Below are 17,023 nucleotides of genomic sequence, written 5' to 3'. Positions count from 1 at the left end.
GTCACGTGTCATCGTCCTCACCAGTACTGCGCGACCTCGGGCGACGGCGAGCCCGTGGGCATGACGCCGAATCGCTCGAGTGCCATCGACATGATGTCGTGGAAGATCGGGGCGGCCAGCGAGCCACCACCGGCGCCGCCCGGCGCCTTGTCGATGACGATGTAGGTCACGAAACGCGGCTTGTCCGCGGGAGCGAAGCCGACGAAGGACACCAGGTTCTGACCCCGCAGATAGCGTCCCGTGTCTGGATCGACGCGCCACGCCGTACCGGTCTTGCCCGCCACGCGGTAGCCGTCGACCTGGGCCAGCGGCGCCGTTCCGTCGTCGGCGGTGACCGCCTCCATCATCCGGGTGACCTGTGCGGCCGCCTCGGGTGACACCACACGCTCCGGCTCGTCCTGCTCGATCTTCTTCTCGGTGCCGTCCGGCGCGATCGTCGACTCGACCACCGTCGGATCGCAGCCCATGCCGTCATTGGCGATGACGCCGATCGCGCGCAGCATCTGCACGCCGGTCACCGAGATGCCCTGCCCGAAGGCGGTCGTGGCGTGCTTGGCCCGGGTCCAGCTGTCGGCATCCTCGACGATGCCCCCGGACTCGCCCGGCAGGCCGACACCGGTCTGCTCGCCGAAGCCGAACTTGCGCAGGTAGTCGTAGAAGGTCTGGTCGTCCATCTGCTGAGCCGCGACGATCGTGCCGAGGTTCGAGGACTGGGCGATGACCCCGGCCGCGGTCATCTGCAGCACGCCGTGGTCCCAGTGGTCGCCGATCCGGAAGCCGTCGATGGTCATGCTCTCGGGCACCCGCACCTTGGAATCGGCGTTGATGAGCCCCTGATCGGCCAGCGCCGCCATCGTCACGGGCTTCATGACCGATCCCGGCTCGTACACCGTCTGTGTGGCACGCGAGACCGTGTTCTGGTCGGTGATGCCCTGGCGGGTGTCGGGATTGAAGGTCGGTGCCTGCGACATCTGGAGGATCTGGCAGGTCTTGACGTCCATCGTGATCGCGAGCCCCCAGGCCGAGCCGGTCGACGACACGACCTCGGAGAGCCGCTGGTCGGCGAACCACTGCAGGTCCCGGTCGATCGTGGTCTTTACCGCGGTGCCGGGCACCATCTCCTCGACGGTGTTGTCGGCCATCGGGATGCGCTGTCCGGTCGAGGAGACCTCATAGGTGCTCGACCCGTCGGTGCCGGTCAGCTGGTCGTCGAACATCTGCTCGATGCCCTGGACGCCCTTGCCGGAGTTGTCAGTGAAGCCGAGGAGATTCGCCGCGAGCGACCCGCCCGGGTAGCTGCGTAGATTCTCCTTCTCGGTGAAGACACCGGTGTACTTCGCGTCGCGCACGGCCTTGACCGCATCGGAGGCCTCGGAGGCGGGGATGTCGCGGACGACGTAGACGAAGCGCGAGTCCGGGGTCCGGAGCTTCTCGATCGTGTCGAAGTAGTCGATCTCGCCGGGCAGCTGCTCATAGAGGATGCGGGCGATCTGCGGGGCGTGCTCGGACGTCATGCTCGGATCGGCCGTGACGGTGAGTCCATCGGTATTGGAGGCGAGCTCCACGCCGTTACGGTCGACGATCGCGCCGCGCGGTGCGGGCACCGTGGTCGTCGCGGTGCCGTTCTGCACCGCCATCGCCGCATAGGCCTTGGCATCGACGCCCTGGATCTGGAACAGGCGCAGGCCGAACACGAGGAAGACCGCCAGCGCGAGCACGAGACACACCCGCACCCGGCGCCGGGTCATCGCGGTGATCATCACTGACCTCCCTCTCCGGCGGGAATCGGCTGGCCGATCACCGTGCCGTCGGCCAGCCGCAGGAACACGGGATTGGCCGGAGGCACCATGCCGGCATTGGTCGCCTTGTCCGCGAGCGACTGCGGCGACTGCAGGTCCTGCAGCTCGCGGGCAAGTCCCTCACGCTCGATGCCCAGGCTCTCGTTCTCGCGGGTCAGGTCGGACAGTACGAAGGACTGGCTCTGCATGATCGTGCTCATGATGATGAGGCCGACGAGGCCCACTCCGAGCACCGTGAGCAGCACGACGACGAAGGGCGCGCGCTTGGCCCGCTGCCGCACCGGCGCGACGAGCCGCAGACCGGCCGAGCGGACCTCGTGTCCCCGCGCGACGAGCGCGCGGCCGGCCTGACTGGCGACCGCGCTCCCCCGGCTCACCGGCACCGCCCGGAGGGACGCGTGCCGGACGGACGCGGCAACGGACGTTCGATCGCCAGCGATCGGCGCGCGCTAGGGCTGGTCATGAGCGATCCTTTCGACGGCACGCAAGCGGACGGGGGTGGCACGGGGGTTCTCAGCGATCTCGGACTCCGAGGCGCGTTCCGCACCCCGGGTGAGGAGCCGGAACCGTGGCTCGTGTTCGGGGAGCACGACCGGGAGACCGGGCGGAGCGGTGCTCGTGGTGGCAGCAGCGAAGGTCCGCTTGGTGATCCGATCCTCCAGAGAGTGATAGGACAACACCACGACGCGACCGCCGAGCTCCGTGAGGTCGAGAGCCGCCGGAAGAGCGCGTCCGTAGGCGCCGAGCTCGTCGTTGACCTCGATCCGCAGGGCCTGGAACGTGCGCTTCGCCGGATTGCCGCCGGTGCGGCGCGCGGGCGCGGGGATCGTGTCGCGGACCAGCTCGACCAGCCGCGCGCTGCGCTCGAAGGGCTCGCGCTCGCGCTCGCGCACGATGGTGCGGGCGATCTTGCGCGCGAACTTCTCCTCGCCGTAGTCGCGCAGCACATGGGTGAGCGCGTTCTCGTCGTAGCTGTTGAGCACCTCGGCCGCCGTGAGCGGGTCGTCGGGGTTCATGCGCATGTCCAGCGGAGCGTCCTGGGCGTAGGCGAACCCGCGTTCGGCCTGGTCGAGCTGCATCGAGGACACGCCGAGGTCGAAGAGCACGCCGGTCACCCGATCGGCGCCGGCACCGCGGACGGCATCGACGATCTCGTCGTAGACGGCATGGACCGGCGTGAAGCGGTCACCGAAGGGCTCCAGGCGCGCGTTCGCGCGGCGCAGGGCGTCTCCGTCGCGGTCGATGCCGATCACCCTCGCCTCGCCGAAACGCTCCAGCATCGCCTCGCTGTGTCCACCGAGGCCGAGGGTCGTGTCGACCAGGACCGGGGCAGCGGCGGCGAGCACGGCGGGCTCCAGCAGGTCCAGTACACGGTCGGCGACCACCGGGACGTGCCGCGGCGCCGTCACCACGCCCCCAGGACGGCGGAGAGGACGAACACCACCACGGTGCTCGCACCGAGCGACACCGCCATGACGGCGAGGCGCTCGGCGACCTGCACGCGGATACGCGGATCAGGCTTCGGATCGGTGCTCGCGAGCGCCGATCCCCGCCCGCATGGTTCTGACACCGGGGAAGGGATGTCAGATCCACCCAGGCGGGCATCGCCACCCGCGAGACCGGTCAGAAGATGCCCGGCATCACCTCGTCGGACATGTCCGCGAACTCGTCCTCCTGCTCGGAGGAGAACTCCTCCCAGCGCCGCGAGTCCCAGATCTCGATGCGATCCATCGCGCCGACGACCGTGCACTCGCGCTCGAGGCTCGCCCATTCGCGCAGCACCGGAGGAACCGAGATCCGCCCCTGCTTGTCCGGAGTCTCCGAGGAGGCGCCGGAGAAGAGCATGCGCAGGAAGTTGCGTGCCTGCCGATTGGTGAAGGGCGTGTTGCGCACCCGATCGGTGAACTCGTTGAACGACTCGGTCGTCCAGCCGTAGATGCAGTGCTCCTGGCCGCGCGTGAGGATCACGCCCTGCTCCAGCCGTGGCCGGAACTTCGCCGGCAGGAAGAGCCTCCCCTTGTCGTCCAGCCGCGGGGTGTAGGTGCCGAAGAAGTTGGTGACGTCGGGATTCACCACGGCCCTCCTCACCTCGCGTCTCGAGCCACATGGGCGGCTGCTCCTTCACTAGCTCCTCCATTTTGCACCACTCTAACCCACTATGCACCACCTTTCTCCTCAGCGTGGGACGATACGCACCGTGTCGCCCCCATGACATGACAAAGGCCCCACCGGCAAAATGCCTGTGGGGCCAATGAAAAAGCCGCCCTCACCTCACGGTGGGGCGGCTGGTGGTGGAGAGTGGTGCGTCAGTGGAGCGACATCATCGTCCGTCGTCCTGTCGACGGTTCCAGCGCTCCTCCATCCGATCGACGAAGGAACCGGACTGCGGCTTGCCGCCGCGAGGACCACCGGATCCGGCGGGAGCCTCGTCGCCGCCGATCATGCCCTGGCGCCATGTGCGGATGAAGGCGTACGACGCACCCACCATCACCACGAAGCCGGCTGCGCCGAGCCAGGTGGACGCGGTCACGGCGCCGCCCAGCAGCAGACCCATGCCGATGACGAAGGCCACGGCCGCGAGCGCGACGATCTTGCGGTGGCGGGCGGCCAGCTTCGATCCCCGCAGGGTCGAGGCGAAGTCGGGATCTTCCTCAGCCAGCGACTGCTCCAGCTGGGCCAGCAGGCGGGCCTCTTCGTCTGAAAGCGGCACGATGGACTCCTTGCTCGGTGGTTAGGACAATTCTAGGCAGGCGATCTGCTGGAGACCACCCGAGCAGGCTGCGAATTCGTGACGCTCCCGCGCGGCGCTCTCGAGCGCGAACAGCGATTCGCGCGCACCAGGCTCCACGTCGACGACCGCACTCGGAACGAGATCGGCGAAAACCCGCAGCCCGCGGGTCTCCGCCGGACGGAACCCCGCCGCGGCGAGCAGGGCGTCGAGCTCCTCGCTGAAGTAGCGCCTCGGCCCGTGCTCATCAGGAGTCCAGTGAGCGACCGGACGCTCCACCAGCGCCTGGGCCGCCGCGAAGTCACCCGCGACGGCACGCGCGATCGCCGCGCTCACCCGGCCGGGCACCACGATGCTCAAGCGTCCGGACGGAGCGAGGGTGCGAGCCACCTCGCGGAGAGCGGTGACGGGGTCGTCGACGTGCTCGACCACGCCGTGGCACAGCACGAGATCGATCGAGGCCGGCTCGAGGTGATCGGCGAGATCCCCGGTGTCCCCGAGCGCCTGGGAGATGGCGACGCCCGCGTCGTCGGCGCGGCGGGCCAGAGCGGCCAGGGCGTCCGGACTCGGATCGACCACGACGACCTCATGTCCTTCGGCGGCCACCCGGACGGCGTCGCCGCCCGTGCCTCCCCCGATATCGAGGACCCGCAGCGGCCGGGCCTCGTCGGGGGCTGCTGCCTCGAGCGCATCGCGCACTGCCTGCCACATGACCTCCGCACGCACCGGTCCCATAGGACCACCCTAGAGGTTCCCCCGGCCCCCGCGCCCCGTCGCCCGCGGTGCCGTGGGCGGTGAGTCATCACGCACCTGCCCCGCACCCCGCCACGAGCGGTGAGTCATCACGCAGTTCGACGTGGAAAGTGCGGGACAGCTCACCGCACGCGGCACAAGTGCGGGATGGCTCACCACGAGAGAGATGTCAACCGCGCGGGACCTCGCCGAGGTGGCTCGCGATCGCGGCCGTCGCCAGGCCGATCAGCTCCAGCGACGCCCCGGGGTGCGCGTGCGCCCCGCCGAAGAAGAGACCGTCGCGGGCATTCGCTCCAGGACGCTCCACCGCGGCATGCCATCCACGCCAGGCCCACCCGTCGTGCCCGAGCAAGACCAGCTCCCGCGGGGCCAGGTCGCGGCGGGACTCGACCAGATCGTGCCAGCGGAGCCCTCCTTCGGCGAGCGCGTCGAGCGCGTCACCGCCCGCCCGGTTCTCGATGACCCAGTGCGACGGCCCCGACCTCCACACCCGCAACGGGCGCTCAGCGTGGAGCACGACATCGTCCGGGACACCGGGGTCGTCGGAGAGCCGCAGCAGCGTCCGCGGCGCCGGGATGCGCCGCACCAGGGCCGGTTCGGGCATGGAGGCCGGAAGATCCGGCGCACACCAGACCACGACATCGGCCTCCACCGGCCCGGCATCGGTCTCGACGCCCGTGATCCGGCCGTCTGGGCTGCGACACACGTCCGTCGCCGTCGTCGCCGGCCGCACATCGGCCTTCCGCTCCCCCATCCGCCGGGTCAGCGCATCGGCGAGGGCGGGCATGCCTCCGTCGAAGCTCCACCGGCCGAAGTTCCGTTCGACGTAGTGCCAGACGGCCGTGACGCCCGGGGTGTGCATCGGATCGTCGCCCTCGAGCCGGGCGGCATCGAGCACCATCGATCGCAGTCGACGATCGCGCAGCTCACGCCGGGCGACCCGCCGCAAGGACCGCCTCGGCCGGATCTGCCGCCGGTATCCCGGTTCGAGGATGCCGTCGTAGACCTCGTCGAGGACCCGCCTTCGCAGGGCATCCCACCGCGGGGCGAGCGAGTCCACCCAGGGCGACCACTGGTCGGTGCCGAGGACCTGTTCGACGGCGGCGCTCTGGTCGCCGCGCATGCCGAAGGGCAGATCGAGCACCTCGCGCCGGCGTCCGCGCACGAAGACATGCCGCCGCGGGGGCGCGGGCACCAGATCGAGCACCCGGTCCAGCTGACGCCCGGACTTGCGGAAGAGATCGCGGAAGACCCCCGGGAGCGTCACGGTCTCCGGATACAGCTGCCAGGCATGGTCGTCCCACCAGAAGCCGCGCAGCCGTCCCCCGAGCTCGTCGGTCCGTTCGACCAGCGTGACCTCGTGACGGAGCTTGGCGAGTCTCGCGGCCGCACTCAGACCGGCGAAGCCTCCACCGACGACCACGACGCGCGCCATGGGCCGCAGCCTACGGCGTCACCATGCGCCGCTGGCAGCCAGCTGCGCATGGTGGTCGCCGCATGGTTGACCAGTCACCGCGATCGGCCCTCGCGCCGGGCGGTGCACCAGCAACCACCGCCTCGTCGATCGTCGTTGACCACCCGCCGCCATCCAGCCGAAGCAGACAACGGTGCGCCATCAACCACAAGCCCCGAACAACCAGCCCCGCGATGGTTGACTGCTCACCGCCCTGGAGGCGAGAGGTCAGATGAGGCTTTCGTCGCGCAGCGACTGGAAGATCTCACGGGTGGCCTTCGAGCGGTTCAGCGTCATGAAGTGCAGACCGGGCGCACCCGCGGCGAGCACGTCGCGACACAGCTGGGTCGCGAGCTCGATCCCCTTCGCCCGCACGGCCGCGCGGTCATCGGCGAGCGGCTCGATCTGCTCGAGTACCTCAGGCGGCAGCGCGGCACCGGACAGCTCGGCCATGCGCGAGACCTGCGCGAAGTTGAGGATCGGCATGATCCCGGGGATGACGGGGAGATCGCATCCGCGAGCGTCGAGTCGTCGCACGAGGTCGACATAGTCGCTCGCGCGGAAGAACAGCTGGGTGATCGCGAACTCCGCGCCGGCCTCGGCCTTCGAGACCAGCACGTCGGCGCACGCATCGCGGTCCGCGGCATCGGGATGTCCCTCGGGAAAGGCCGCGACGCCGACGGTGAGGCCGCCGAGGCGCGCGGCGAGCTCGACCAGCTCCAGCGCGTGGTCCATGCCCTCGGGATGCCGCTCCCACGGCGCACGGGGCCCGCCCTGCGGATCGCCGCGCAGCACCAGGACGTGGTCGACACCGGCGGCGAGGTACTGCTTGAGCACGTTCTCGATCTCGGCGGTGCTCTGCCCCACGAGGGTCAGGTGACCCACCGGCTTCATCGAGGACTCCCGGGCGATCCGCTCCGTGACCCGGATCGTGCGGTCCTGATGCGTACCACCCGCGCCGTAGGTCACGGAGACGAAGGTCGGATCGAGGGGTTCGAGCTCGGCGATCGTCTGCCACAGCTGCGCCTCGCCTTCATCGTCCTTCGGGGGAAAGAACTCGAAGGACGTGGTCGGGCGGTCGCTGCGGAGGGCGTCGACGAGAGAGCGGTCGGATGCGGGCACGGCACCACGGTATCGTCGTCGGCGTGACGAGCCCCCTCGACGATCCCACATTCCGAGAGAGCGTGGGCCGCGAGCTCGTGCGCTTCGCGGACCTGCAGCGCCGTCGTCTCGCCGAGGTCGACGACGAGGTCGCCGGGCTCGTGGACGCCGCGGCGGACTTCGTCGGCGGTGGCAAGCTCCTGCGCCCGCTGTTCTGCTACGCCGGCTGGCTCATCGGTGGCGGCGCCCCCGATGACGCCCGGATCGCCCGCGCGGCCTCGGCCTTCGAGTGGCTCCAGGGCAGCGCCCTGGTGCACGACGACCTGATGGACGGCTCGGACACCCGCCGCGGACGCCCCAGCGTCCATCGCGCCTTCGAGCAGACCCATCGAAACGAAGGCCGCGTGGGCGATCCCGAACGCTTCGGCGAACAGGTCGCGGTCCTGCTCGGCGATCTCCTGCTCAGCTGGGCCGATGACGTGATCCGCTCGGTGCCGCAGGACGCGGACTGGCACCTCACCGGCGCTCTCGCGTACTGGAATCTGGCGAAATCCGAGGTCATCGCGGGACAATACCTCGACATCGTGGCGCAGACCCGTGATCGGCTCGACGCGGACGACGCGCTGCGGGTCGTCCGGTTCAAGTCTGCGAAGTACACCGTGGAACGCCCCCTGCACATCGGCGCCGCGCTGGCCGGCGCGTCGCCCGAGCTCATCGAGGGATTGTCGGCCGTCGCCCTCCCCCTCGGCGAGGCGTTCCAGCTGCGTGACGACGTCCTCGGCGTGTTCGGCGACCCGGCGACCACGGGCAAGCCGACCGGCGACGATCTCCGCGAGGGCAAGCGCACCGTGCTCATCGCTCGTGCGGCCGAGCGGAGCGACGCCCGCCGGCTCTTCTCGCTACTGGGGCGCGACGACACGGTCGAGGAGCTGACCGCGCTCATCGACGAGAGCGGAGCGCGCGCCGATGTCGAGGCGGAGATCGGCCGGCTGGAGGCACGGTCCGATGCGGCGCTGGCGGCCCTCGGCGACCACGCCGTCGCAATACTCGGCCCGCTCGCCCGGGCCACGACACGCCGCGTACGCTGACCCCGGGCACGCCATCACGGGGCAGATCAGCCGTCCTCTCCGTGCGGTTCTCTACACTCGAAGGGGCTCTGGACGAGCCCCTTTCCCAGGTTCAGGAGGACTGACGTGAGCGTCGCCGGAGATCAGGCGCTCGTCGGGCATACGCTCGACGGGCGTTACGTGATCCATGAGCGCATCGCTCGCGGAGGCATGGCCAGCGTCTTCCGGGCCACGGATCTACGGCTCGATCGCGTCGTGGCAGTCAAGATCATGCACGCCGATCTCGGGGACGCGGACGACTTCCGGCAGCGCTTCGTCGCCGAGGCCAAGGCCGCGGCCAAGCTGAACCATCGCCACGTCGTGGCAGTGTTCGATCAGGGCACCGACGGCGACATCACCTATCTGGTCATGGAGTACGTGCCGGGACGCACGCTGCGCGATGTCGTTCGCGACACCGCACCGATGTCTCCGCAGCAGGCGCTCGCCTTCCTCGATCCGATCCTGCAGGCCCTGTCCGAGGCCCATGCCGCCCGACTGATCCACCGCGACGTCAAGCCCGAGAACGTCCTCATCACGCCGGCCGGCGATGTGAAGGTCGCCGACTTCGGCCTCGCCCGCGCGGTCAACACCTCCACCACGCACTCCGGCGGCGGCGCCCTGATTGGCACGGTCTCCTATCTGGCGCCCGAGGTCGTCCTGCACCGCGGCGCCGATCCGCGCGCCGATGTCTACGCCTGCGGGGCGATGCTCTTCGAGATGCTCACGGGCGACAAGCCGCACGCGGCCGACACCCCGATCCAGGTCGCTTATCTGCACGTCAACGAGGATGTCGCTCCGCCTTCGACCCTCGTACCCGAGCTCCCCGACTATGTCGACGCGCTGGTCGCGCGGGCCACCGCCCGCGATCCTGAACGGCGATCGCCCGATGCCCGCGCTCTCCTGCACCAGGTGCGCCAGGTCCGGCACGCCCTCGCCGCCGGTCTGCCCGATGACCCGGAGCTGGCCGCCGACCTGCGCCCCTCCCGTCGTCCCGATGCCGCCGACGAGCCCACGCAGCAGGTCGATCTCACCGGCTTTCCCCTCGATGCCGACGAGCACGCGACGGTGGCCACGCGTGCCGCCCTCCCCGAGCACACCATGGCCTGGGCCCCGGCCGCGGCGGGCGTGGTCGAGGAGGAACCGGCCGAGGAGGCACCCGCGTCACGCCGGCGGCCGCGGCGCGGTGCGGTCCTGCTGCTGGCCGCTCTGGTCGCCCTCGCCGTGGTCGCGTTCGCCGGCTGGTATCTCGCGGACGGCCGCTACACCGACGCCCCCGATCTCACCAGCATGAGCCGCGAGGAAGCCGTCTCGGCAGCGGAGTCGGCAGGCTTCGAGGTGGAGTTCGCCCCGGACGCCTTCGACGAGGAGATCCCGGCCGACCACGTGATCTCGACCGATCCCGAGCCCGGAGAGCGGGTGCTGCCCGGGACGCTCATCTCGATCACGATCTCCAAGGGCCAGGAACGCTATGAGATCCCCGACCTCGCCGGCAAGACCCTCGACGAGGCCCGCACGGTCGTCGGCTCGCTCAATCTGCAGATCGGCGAGACCTCCGAGGAGTTCCACGAGGAGATTCCCGAGGGCAGCGTCATCCGCATCGCCAATCACGAGGTCGGCGAGCAGGTCAAGCGCGACACCTCGCTCGACCTCGTCATCAGCAAGGGTCGCGAACCGATCGCCATCACCGACTTCACCGGCAAGACGGCCGACGAGGCACAGGCCGGTCTGCAGGAGGCCGGATTCCTCGTCAATGTCGAGGAGCAGTTCAGCGACGAGGTCGACGAGGGCGTCGTGATCTCGCAGAACCCGCAGGGCGGCAGCGCCTTCCGCGGCGACACGGTGACCATCGTGGTCTCGCAGGGCCCGGAGATCATCGAGGTGCCGGACCTGTCGGGCATGACCGAGGACGAGGCCCGCAAGGCCTTGGAGGATCTCGGCCTGGAGATCAACGCGACGCGCAATCCGCTCGCCGGCGACGATCCGAAGGTGCGCTTCCAGAGCCCCAGCGCAGGATCCGAGCGCGAGCGCGGTGACACCGTCACCGTCTTCTTCAGCTAGCCGCCCGCCCAGCGGTGACCTACGCACCCCTCCCGTGGAAGGGCGGTGACGTACGCACGTCTCGCGGCTGGCGAGAGGTGCGTAGATCACCGCTCCCCGCCCGTGAGGGGTGCGTAGGTCACCGCCCAGCGGCAGGAGGGGTCAGTTGTGGCCGAGCATCTCCGCGACGAGGAAGGCCAGCTCGAGCGACTGCGCCCGGTTGAGGCGCGGATCGCACAATGTCTCGTAGCGGGTCTCCAGGTCGGCGGCCGAGAGCCGCGAGCCGCCGCCGACGCACTCGGTGACGTCGTCGCCGGTCAGTTCGACGTGCAGGCCTCCGGGCCAGGTGCCGAGCGAACGGTGCACCTCGAAGAACCCACGGACCTCGTCGATGACCGCGTCGAAGTCGCGGGTCTTGTAGCCGTTGTCGGTGGCGAAGGTGTTGCCGTGCATCGGATCGGTCACCCACGCGACCTCGACACCGGCCGCGCCGACCTTCTCGATGAGCTGCGGCAGCAGGTCACGGATCTTCTCCGCGCCGAAGCGGGTGATGAAAGTGACCTTGCCGGGGGTGCGCTCGGGATTGAGCTTCTCGTACAGCGCGATCGCGTCATCGGCGGTCGACGTGGGGCCGAGCTTGACGCCGATCGGATTGGCGATGTGGCTGAGGAGCTCCACGTGCGCGCCGTCGAGCTGGCGGGTGCGCTCCCCGATCCACACGAAATGGCCCGAGACATCGTACGGGCGCTCCGTGCGCGAATCGATACGCGTGAGGGCGTGCTCGTACTCCAGCACCAGCGCCTCGTGCGAGGAGTAGAAGTCGACCGTGTGCAGCTCGGCTGGGTCGGACCCGATCGCGGACATGAAGGCCAGGGCGCGGTCGATCTCCGCGCCGACGCGCTCGTAGCGCTCGCCGACGGGGCTGCTGCGCACGAAGTCGGTGTTCCACTCGTGCATCTGGCGCAGGTCGGCGTAGCCGCCGGTGGTGAAGGCGCGGATGAGGTTCAGCGTGGAGCTCGATGCGTGGTAGACGTCCAGCAGACGCTGGGGGTCGTGGCGGCGGGCCTCGGGGGTGAACTCGAAGCCGTTCACGGCATCACCGCGGTACGCGGGCAGCGTGACACCGTCGCGCGTCTCGGCATCGCTCGAGCGCGGCTTGGCGAACTGTCCGGCCAGGCGTCCGACCTTCACCACCGGCACGCTCGCGGCGTAGGTGAGGACGACGGCCATCGACAGCAGCACCCGCAGCTTGTTACGGGTGTTCTCGGCCGTCACGCCCTCGAAGGTCTCGGCGCAATCCCCGCCCTGCAGCAGGAAGGCCTCGCCGCGGGCGACGGCGGCCATCTTGTCGCGCAGGGCATCGCACTCGCCCGCGAAGACCAGCGGCGGCATCTTCCGCAGCGTGTCGACCGTGCGGTCACGGTCGATCGAATCGGCGTAGGTCGGCTGCTGTGCGGCGCCGATCGCGCGCAGGTCGTCAAGGCTGGGAATGCTCACCGCACTAGGATACGCGGTCGCCATCGGCGGCCGGATCGTGGTTTCGCCTACTCGGCGATCTCGTCCCAGACCTCGTCGGCCGCCGCCTTCTCCTCGGCCTTGCGCTCGGCATCGGCGCGCTCCTTGTCACGCTTCTTGGCATCCTGCGCGTAGAGGTCGACGTACTCCTGTCCGGAGAGGTTCATGATCTCGTACATGATCTCGTCGGTCACCGCGCGCAGGATGAAGCGATCGCCCTCGAGCCCTTCGTAGCGGCTGAAATCGAGGGGCTCACCGAAGCGGACACCGGGCTTGGCGAAGCGTCCGAAGACCTTGCCGGGAGGGGCGATCACGTCGGTATTGATGACCGCTACCGGGATGACCGGCACCTTGGCCTCCAGCACGACCCGGGCGACGCCCGTGCGCCCGCGATAGAGCCTGCCGTCGTGGGAGCGCGTGCCCTCGGGGAAGATGCCGCACACCTCTCCCTCGGACAACAGCCGCAGCTGCGTCTTGAGCGCCCCGGCGGCGGAGGATCCACTCGTGCGATCGATGGGAACCTGGCCGGTGCCGCCGAAGAACTTCTTCTGCAGCCAGCCCTTGACGCCCGGCGCCTCGAAGTACTCGGCCTTCGCCACGAAGGTCACTCGACGCGGCATCACCAGCGGCATGAACAGCCAGTCGCTGTAAGAGAGGTGATTGACGGCCAGGATGACCGGGCCCTCGGACGGCACGTTCTCGAGCCCCTCGGCGAACGGACGGAAGATGACGCGCAGCAGCGGGCCCAACGCCAGGTACTTCAAGAACCAGTAGAGCACGACGGAACCATACCTCCCCTGGCCCGCGCGGCCCCACTGGTGCGAGGATGTCGCCATGGACGAGCGCGACGAGCGCGACGCATTCGATCGGATCGTCGAGGGGCTGGATCTGGATCTCAGCGATCTGCCCGACCTCGACGAGGCCGCCGAACGTCATGCCCGCGAACGTGAGTCGGAGGATGTCGTGCCCGCCGGTCCGGCCGACCTCGACGATGATCTACCGCCGGAGCTGCGCGATGACGATGGCGACGACGAGGTGCCGTTCTACCGCCAGGTCCCTCCGGCACGCGTCCGCCCGGCTCCGGGCACCGGGCTGGCCTGGGTCGGCGTGCTCGCGGCACCCGTCGTGCTGATCGCGTCGTTCCTGTTCGACTTCTGGGTCGCCAGCTGGCTCATTGCTCTGCTGACGGTCGCCTCGATCGTCTCGGTGGCCTGGCTGTTCTGGCGGCTCCCCGAACGCGGACCCTCGCACCGGGACTGGCCAGACGACGGCGCCGAGCTGTGATCCTGGCCATGTCGGCGGCGCCGATCAGGCCGGCCTCGGGGCCCAGGTGCGCTCCGACGATGCGCGCCTCAGCGCGATAGCCGCGACCGGTCAGGCTCCGCCCGAAGGCCGCCCGCGCCGGCCCCAGCAGCAGATCGCCGTTCGCGCTCACCCCTCCGCCCACGACGAACACCCCCGGATCGAGGGCGGCCGCGACATTGGCCAGACCGACGCCGAGCCAGTCGCCGACCTCCGTCAGCCAGGCGACCGCCTCCTCCTCGCCCTGTGCGGCGAAGCGGCCGACCAGCGTGCCGTCGACCCGCGCGCGGTTCCCGTCCGCCGCGGCGAGCAGCGCGGCTCCGAACGACGTCCCCTCCTCGACCGCCGCCTGTGCTCGCCGCTGGAGCACACGGCCGCTGGCGTACTGCTCCCAGCAGCCGCTGTTGCCGCACTCGCAGGGCCGGCCGTCGGGGACGACCTGCATGTGACCGAACTCCCCGGCGATGCCGAAGTGGCCTCGATAGGGCTGCCCGTCGATGACGATCGCCCCGCCGATGCCGGTCCCGAGGGTCACCATCACCAGATCGGCCTCGTTCTGCGCCGCGCCGAACCGCCACTCGGCCCAGCCGCTCGCGTTCGCATCGTTGTCGACGAGCACCGGTAGCCGCGTCCGCCGGGCGATGGCATCGCGCAGCGGCTCGTGGCGCCACGCCAGGTGCGGAGAGAACACGACCGTGGACTGCGAGGCGTCGACATAGCCGGCTGCCCCGACGCCGAGGGCCCGCACGGGCCAGTCCTCGCGGAACTCCGCGGTGATCTCGGCGATCGCGTCGACCATCGCGACGGGATCGGTGGTGGGCGTCTCGCGCCGGCTCTGCGCCAGCAGGCGCCCGTCCTCGTCAACGACTCCCGCGGCGATCTTGGTCCCGCCGATGTCGATGCCGATCGCGAGCCGGTCAGCCATCGCTCGCCCCGGCGATCGCCTCGACACGCTTCTTCAATCCCTTGAGCGCCGTGTCGATGATGACCTTCTCCGCCTTGCGCTTCAGCATGCCCAGCAGCGGCACCTTGACGTCGACGCGCAGTTGATAGGTCACCTCGGTGCCGGTGTCGACCGGACGCAGCAGATAGGCGCCGTCCATCGCGGTGAGCATCGAGGCATCGCCGTGGAGGCTCCAGGAGACTCCACGGTCGCCGTCCCAGTCGTAACGCAAGGTGAACTCGTCGCTGATCGGCGCCGCGGCGAGCACGAATCGTACGTCGAGGGCGCGACCGTCCGACCCCTCGGCGAGGATCTCAGCCTCCTGCATGCCGGTGGCCCATTGCGGATAGCGCTCGAAGTCGGCGATCACCGCCATGACATCGGCCGCCGGCGCGGTCACGACGATGCTGCTCTCGGTGCGCGCCATCGAAATCTCCTGGGTCAGTGGTGAACGGCCGGGAACATCGCTCCCCGTACAGCCTAGCGAGGGGCGGCGGTGCGCAGCGGGCACCGGAGGTAGGGTGGCGGACTGTGAGTACCGCAGCGCCTGCCAGTGATCTCGGCAACCTCTCGCACGACCTGCTCGACCGCGTCGTCGAGGCGCCCGACGAGGTCGCACTGCGCCGGCGGGTCGACGGTGCCTGGGGCGAGGTCACCACACGCGAGTTCCATGCCCAGGTGGTGGCCGCCGCGAAGGGCCTGGTGGCTGAGGGCGTGCAGGCCGGCGACCGGGTCGCGATCGTCGCCAAGACCCGCTACGAGTGGACGGTGCTCGACTACGCGATCTGGTGGGCGGGTGCCGTCAGCGTGCCGGTCTACGAGACCTCCTCGGCCTCGCAGATCGCCTGGATCCTCTCCGACTCGGGGGCCACCCACGTCTTCGTCGAGACCGAGGAGCATCGTGACCGCGTCGAAGACGCGCGGTCCGAGGCCCCGGCAGTCGGCAGGATCCGGGCCATCGAGGACGTCCTGACCGCGCTGCCCGCCGCGGGCGAGGATGTCGACGACGCCACCATCGACGAGCGTCTCGCGACGCTGTCCTCGGAGTCGATCGCCACGCTCATCTACACCTCAGGGACCACCGGACGGCCCAAGGGCTGTGAGCTGACCCACGGGAACTTCCGCGCCGAGCTGGGTGGCGCCATCGACGTGCTGCCGGAGATGTTCGCCGAGCCCGAAGCCTCGACGCTCCTCTTCCTCCCCCTCGCCCATGTCTTCGCGCGGATCATCCAGATCGGCGCGATCCGCTCGGGCGCCGTGCTCGGGCACACCGCCGACATCCCCGATCTCGTGGAGCATCTCGGCGAGTTCCAGCCCACCTTCGTGCTCGGCGTGCCACGCGTGTTCGAGAAGGTCTTCAACTCCGCCAGCGCCAAGGCCTACGCGGAGGGCAAGGGCAAGATCTTCGACCGCGCCGCTCAGGCGGCGATCGCCTACAGCCGCGCCACCGAGGACGGTGGTCGAGCGGGCCTCGGACTGCGCCTTCGGCACTCGCTCTTCGACCGGCTCGTGTACGGCAAGCTGCGCGACGCGCTCGGCGGCAAGGCACGGTATGCGATCTCGGGAGGCGCTCCCCTGGGCGATCGCCTCGGCCACTTCTACCGCGGCATCGGCGTCATCGTGCTGGAGGGCTACGGCCTCACCGAGACCACCGCGGCCCTCGCGGCCAATCGGGTCGAGCGGCAGCGCATGGGCACGGTCGGTCTGCCCTTCCCCGACACCGAGGTACGGGTCGCCGAGGACGGCGAGCTGCTCTTTCGTGGTCCGCAGGTCTTCGGCGGCTACTGGAACAACCCGGAGGCGACCGCGCAGGTGCTCACGGAGGACGGCTGGTTCCACACCGGCGACCTGGGTGAGATCGATGACGACGGCTTCATTCGGATCACCGGGCGCAAGAAGGAGATCATCGTCACGGCGGGCGGCAAGAACGTCTCGCCCAGCGTGCTGGAAGACCGCGTGCGGGCCCACCCGTATGTGAGCCAGTGCCTCGTGGTGGGCGATGGCAAGCCGTTCATCGGCGCACTCGTGACGATCGACCAGGAGCACTGGGAGGGTTCGCTCGACGACGAGGAGCTGCGCGAGGCGGTCCAGGGCGCCATCGACGAGGCCAACACCCAGGTGTCCCGGGCGGAGTCGATCCGCAAGTTCGTGATCCTCGACGAGGACTGGACCGAGGACAACGGCTATCTGACCCCCTCGTTCAAGGTGAAGCGACCCGTCGTGCTGCGCGACTTCCACGACCTGGTCGAGTCCCTCTACGTCCGCTGAGCGCCCTCACCCGGTGGC

General features: G+C 69.7%; 17 protein-coding genes. 4 read left to right on the top strand and 13 right to left on the bottom strand.

Features of this window, described 5'->3' with window-relative positions:
- Positions 1-17: 17 nt before the first annotated feature.
- The 9 genes from FNM00_RS09080 to metF form a co-directional block, all read right to left on the bottom strand.
- Positions 18-1,760, bottom strand: a complete 1,743-nt coding sequence (locus FNM00_RS09080) for a peptidoglycan D,D-transpeptidase FtsI family protein (protein WP_143913128.1) — start codon at positions 1,758-1,760, stop codon at positions 18-20.
- Positions 1,760-2,176 (bottom strand): cell division protein FtsL, encoded by a 417-nt coding sequence (ftsL, locus tag FNM00_RS09075; protein ID WP_143913127.1) that lies wholly within the window; start codon positions 2,174-2,176, stop codon positions 1,760-1,762. The genes FNM00_RS09080 and ftsL overlap by 1 nt, the downstream gene beginning before the upstream one ends.
- Positions 2,177-2,248: 72 nt before the next feature.
- A complete protein-coding gene (rsmH, locus tag FNM00_RS09070) occupies positions 2,249-3,208 on the bottom strand; it encodes a 16S rRNA (cytosine(1402)-N(4))-methyltransferase RsmH (RefSeq protein ID WP_143913261.1) in 960 nt (319 codons plus the stop codon).
- Entirely contained in the window at positions 3,205-3,369 is a 165-nt protein-coding gene (locus FNM00_RS18820; RefSeq protein WP_185973068.1) for a hypothetical protein, read from the bottom strand. Before FNM00_RS18820 ends, rsmH begins: the two co-directional genes overlap by 4 nt.
- A gap of 53 nt (positions 3,370-3,422) precedes the next feature.
- On the bottom strand, positions 3,423-3,872 hold the full coding sequence (gene mraZ / locus FNM00_RS09065; protein ID WP_143913126.1) for a division/cell wall cluster transcriptional repressor MraZ: 450 nt from the start codon (positions 3,870-3,872) through the stop codon (positions 3,423-3,425).
- Positions 3,873-4,119: 247 nt separating this feature from the next.
- Complete coding sequence (locus FNM00_RS09060; RefSeq protein ID WP_185973067.1) at positions 4,120-4,509, bottom strand: DUF3040 domain-containing protein; 390 nt, start codon at positions 4,507-4,509, stop codon at positions 4,120-4,122.
- 21 nt (positions 4,510-4,530) lie between these two features.
- Entirely contained in the window at positions 4,531-5,262 is a 732-nt protein-coding gene (locus tag FNM00_RS09055; protein WP_143913124.1) for a class I SAM-dependent methyltransferase, read from the bottom strand.
- A 187-nt stretch (positions 5,263-5,449) separates the two neighbouring features.
- Entirely contained in the window at positions 5,450-6,715 is a 1,266-nt protein-coding gene (locus FNM00_RS09050) for an FAD-dependent oxidoreductase (protein ID WP_143913123.1), read from the bottom strand.
- 246 nt (positions 6,716-6,961) lie between these two features.
- Positions 6,962-7,855: a methylenetetrahydrofolate reductase [NAD(P)H] gene (gene metF, locus FNM00_RS09045; protein ID WP_143913122.1), complete on the bottom strand. Its 894-nt coding sequence runs from the start codon at positions 7,853-7,855 to the stop codon at positions 6,962-6,964.
- Positions 7,856-7,878: 23 nt separating this feature from the next.
- Between metF and FNM00_RS09040 the strand changes: the two genes are divergently transcribed.
- On the top strand, positions 7,879-8,922 hold the full coding sequence (locus FNM00_RS09040) for a polyprenyl synthetase family protein (RefSeq protein ID WP_185973065.1): 1,044 nt from the start codon (positions 7,879-7,881) through the stop codon (positions 8,920-8,922).
- Positions 8,923-9,027: 105 nt separating this feature from the next.
- Entirely contained in the window at positions 9,028-10,998 is a 1,971-nt protein-coding gene (pknB, locus tag FNM00_RS09035) for a Stk1 family PASTA domain-containing Ser/Thr kinase (RefSeq protein WP_143913120.1), read from the top strand.
- 141 nt (positions 10,999-11,139) lie between these two features.
- On the opposite strand, the gene FNM00_RS09030 is transcribed toward pknB, so the two are convergent.
- Together FNM00_RS09030 and FNM00_RS09025 are read right to left on the bottom strand one after the other, a co-directional pair.
- Positions 11,140-12,498: a class II 3-deoxy-7-phosphoheptulonate synthase gene (locus tag FNM00_RS09030; protein WP_143913119.1), complete on the bottom strand. Its 1,359-nt coding sequence runs from the start codon at positions 12,496-12,498 to the stop codon at positions 11,140-11,142.
- A gap of 23 nt (positions 12,499-12,521) precedes the next feature.
- Positions 12,522-13,271 (bottom strand): lysophospholipid acyltransferase family protein, encoded by a 750-nt coding sequence (locus tag FNM00_RS09025; RefSeq protein ID WP_143913118.1) that lies wholly within the window; start codon positions 13,269-13,271, stop codon positions 12,522-12,524.
- A 55-nt stretch (positions 13,272-13,326) separates the two neighbouring features.
- Between FNM00_RS09025 and FNM00_RS09020 the strand changes: the two genes are divergently transcribed.
- A complete protein-coding gene (locus FNM00_RS09020; RefSeq protein WP_143913117.1) occupies positions 13,327-13,776 on the top strand; it encodes a hypothetical protein in 450 nt (149 codons plus the stop codon).
- On the opposite strand, the gene FNM00_RS09015 is transcribed toward FNM00_RS09020, so the two are convergent.
- Together FNM00_RS09015 and FNM00_RS09010 are read right to left on the bottom strand one after the other, a co-directional pair.
- Complete coding sequence (locus tag FNM00_RS09015; protein WP_143913116.1) at positions 13,664-14,719, bottom strand: ROK family glucokinase; 1,056 nt, start codon at positions 14,717-14,719, stop codon at positions 13,664-13,666. The two genes, FNM00_RS09020 and FNM00_RS09015, sit on opposite strands and share 113 nt — an antisense overlap.
- A complete protein-coding gene (locus FNM00_RS09010; RefSeq protein ID WP_143913115.1) occupies positions 14,712-15,164 on the bottom strand; it encodes an SRPBCC family protein in 453 nt (150 codons plus the stop codon). The genes FNM00_RS09015 and FNM00_RS09010 overlap by 8 nt, the downstream gene beginning before the upstream one ends.
- A gap of 104 nt (positions 15,165-15,268) precedes the next feature.
- On the opposite strand from FNM00_RS09010, the gene FNM00_RS09005 reads away from it, so the two are divergent.
- Entirely contained in the window at positions 15,269-17,005 is a 1,737-nt protein-coding gene (locus FNM00_RS09005) for an AMP-dependent synthetase/ligase (RefSeq protein WP_143913114.1), read from the top strand.
- Positions 17,006-17,023: the final 18 nt, after the last annotated feature.

The sequence above is a fragment of the Aeromicrobium piscarium genome, from assembly GCF_007421815.1.
Classification (GTDB): domain Bacteria; phylum Actinomycetota; class Actinomycetes; order Propionibacteriales; family Nocardioidaceae; genus Aeromicrobium; species Aeromicrobium piscarium.
This window is presented reverse-complemented; position numbering and strand designations above follow the sequence as displayed.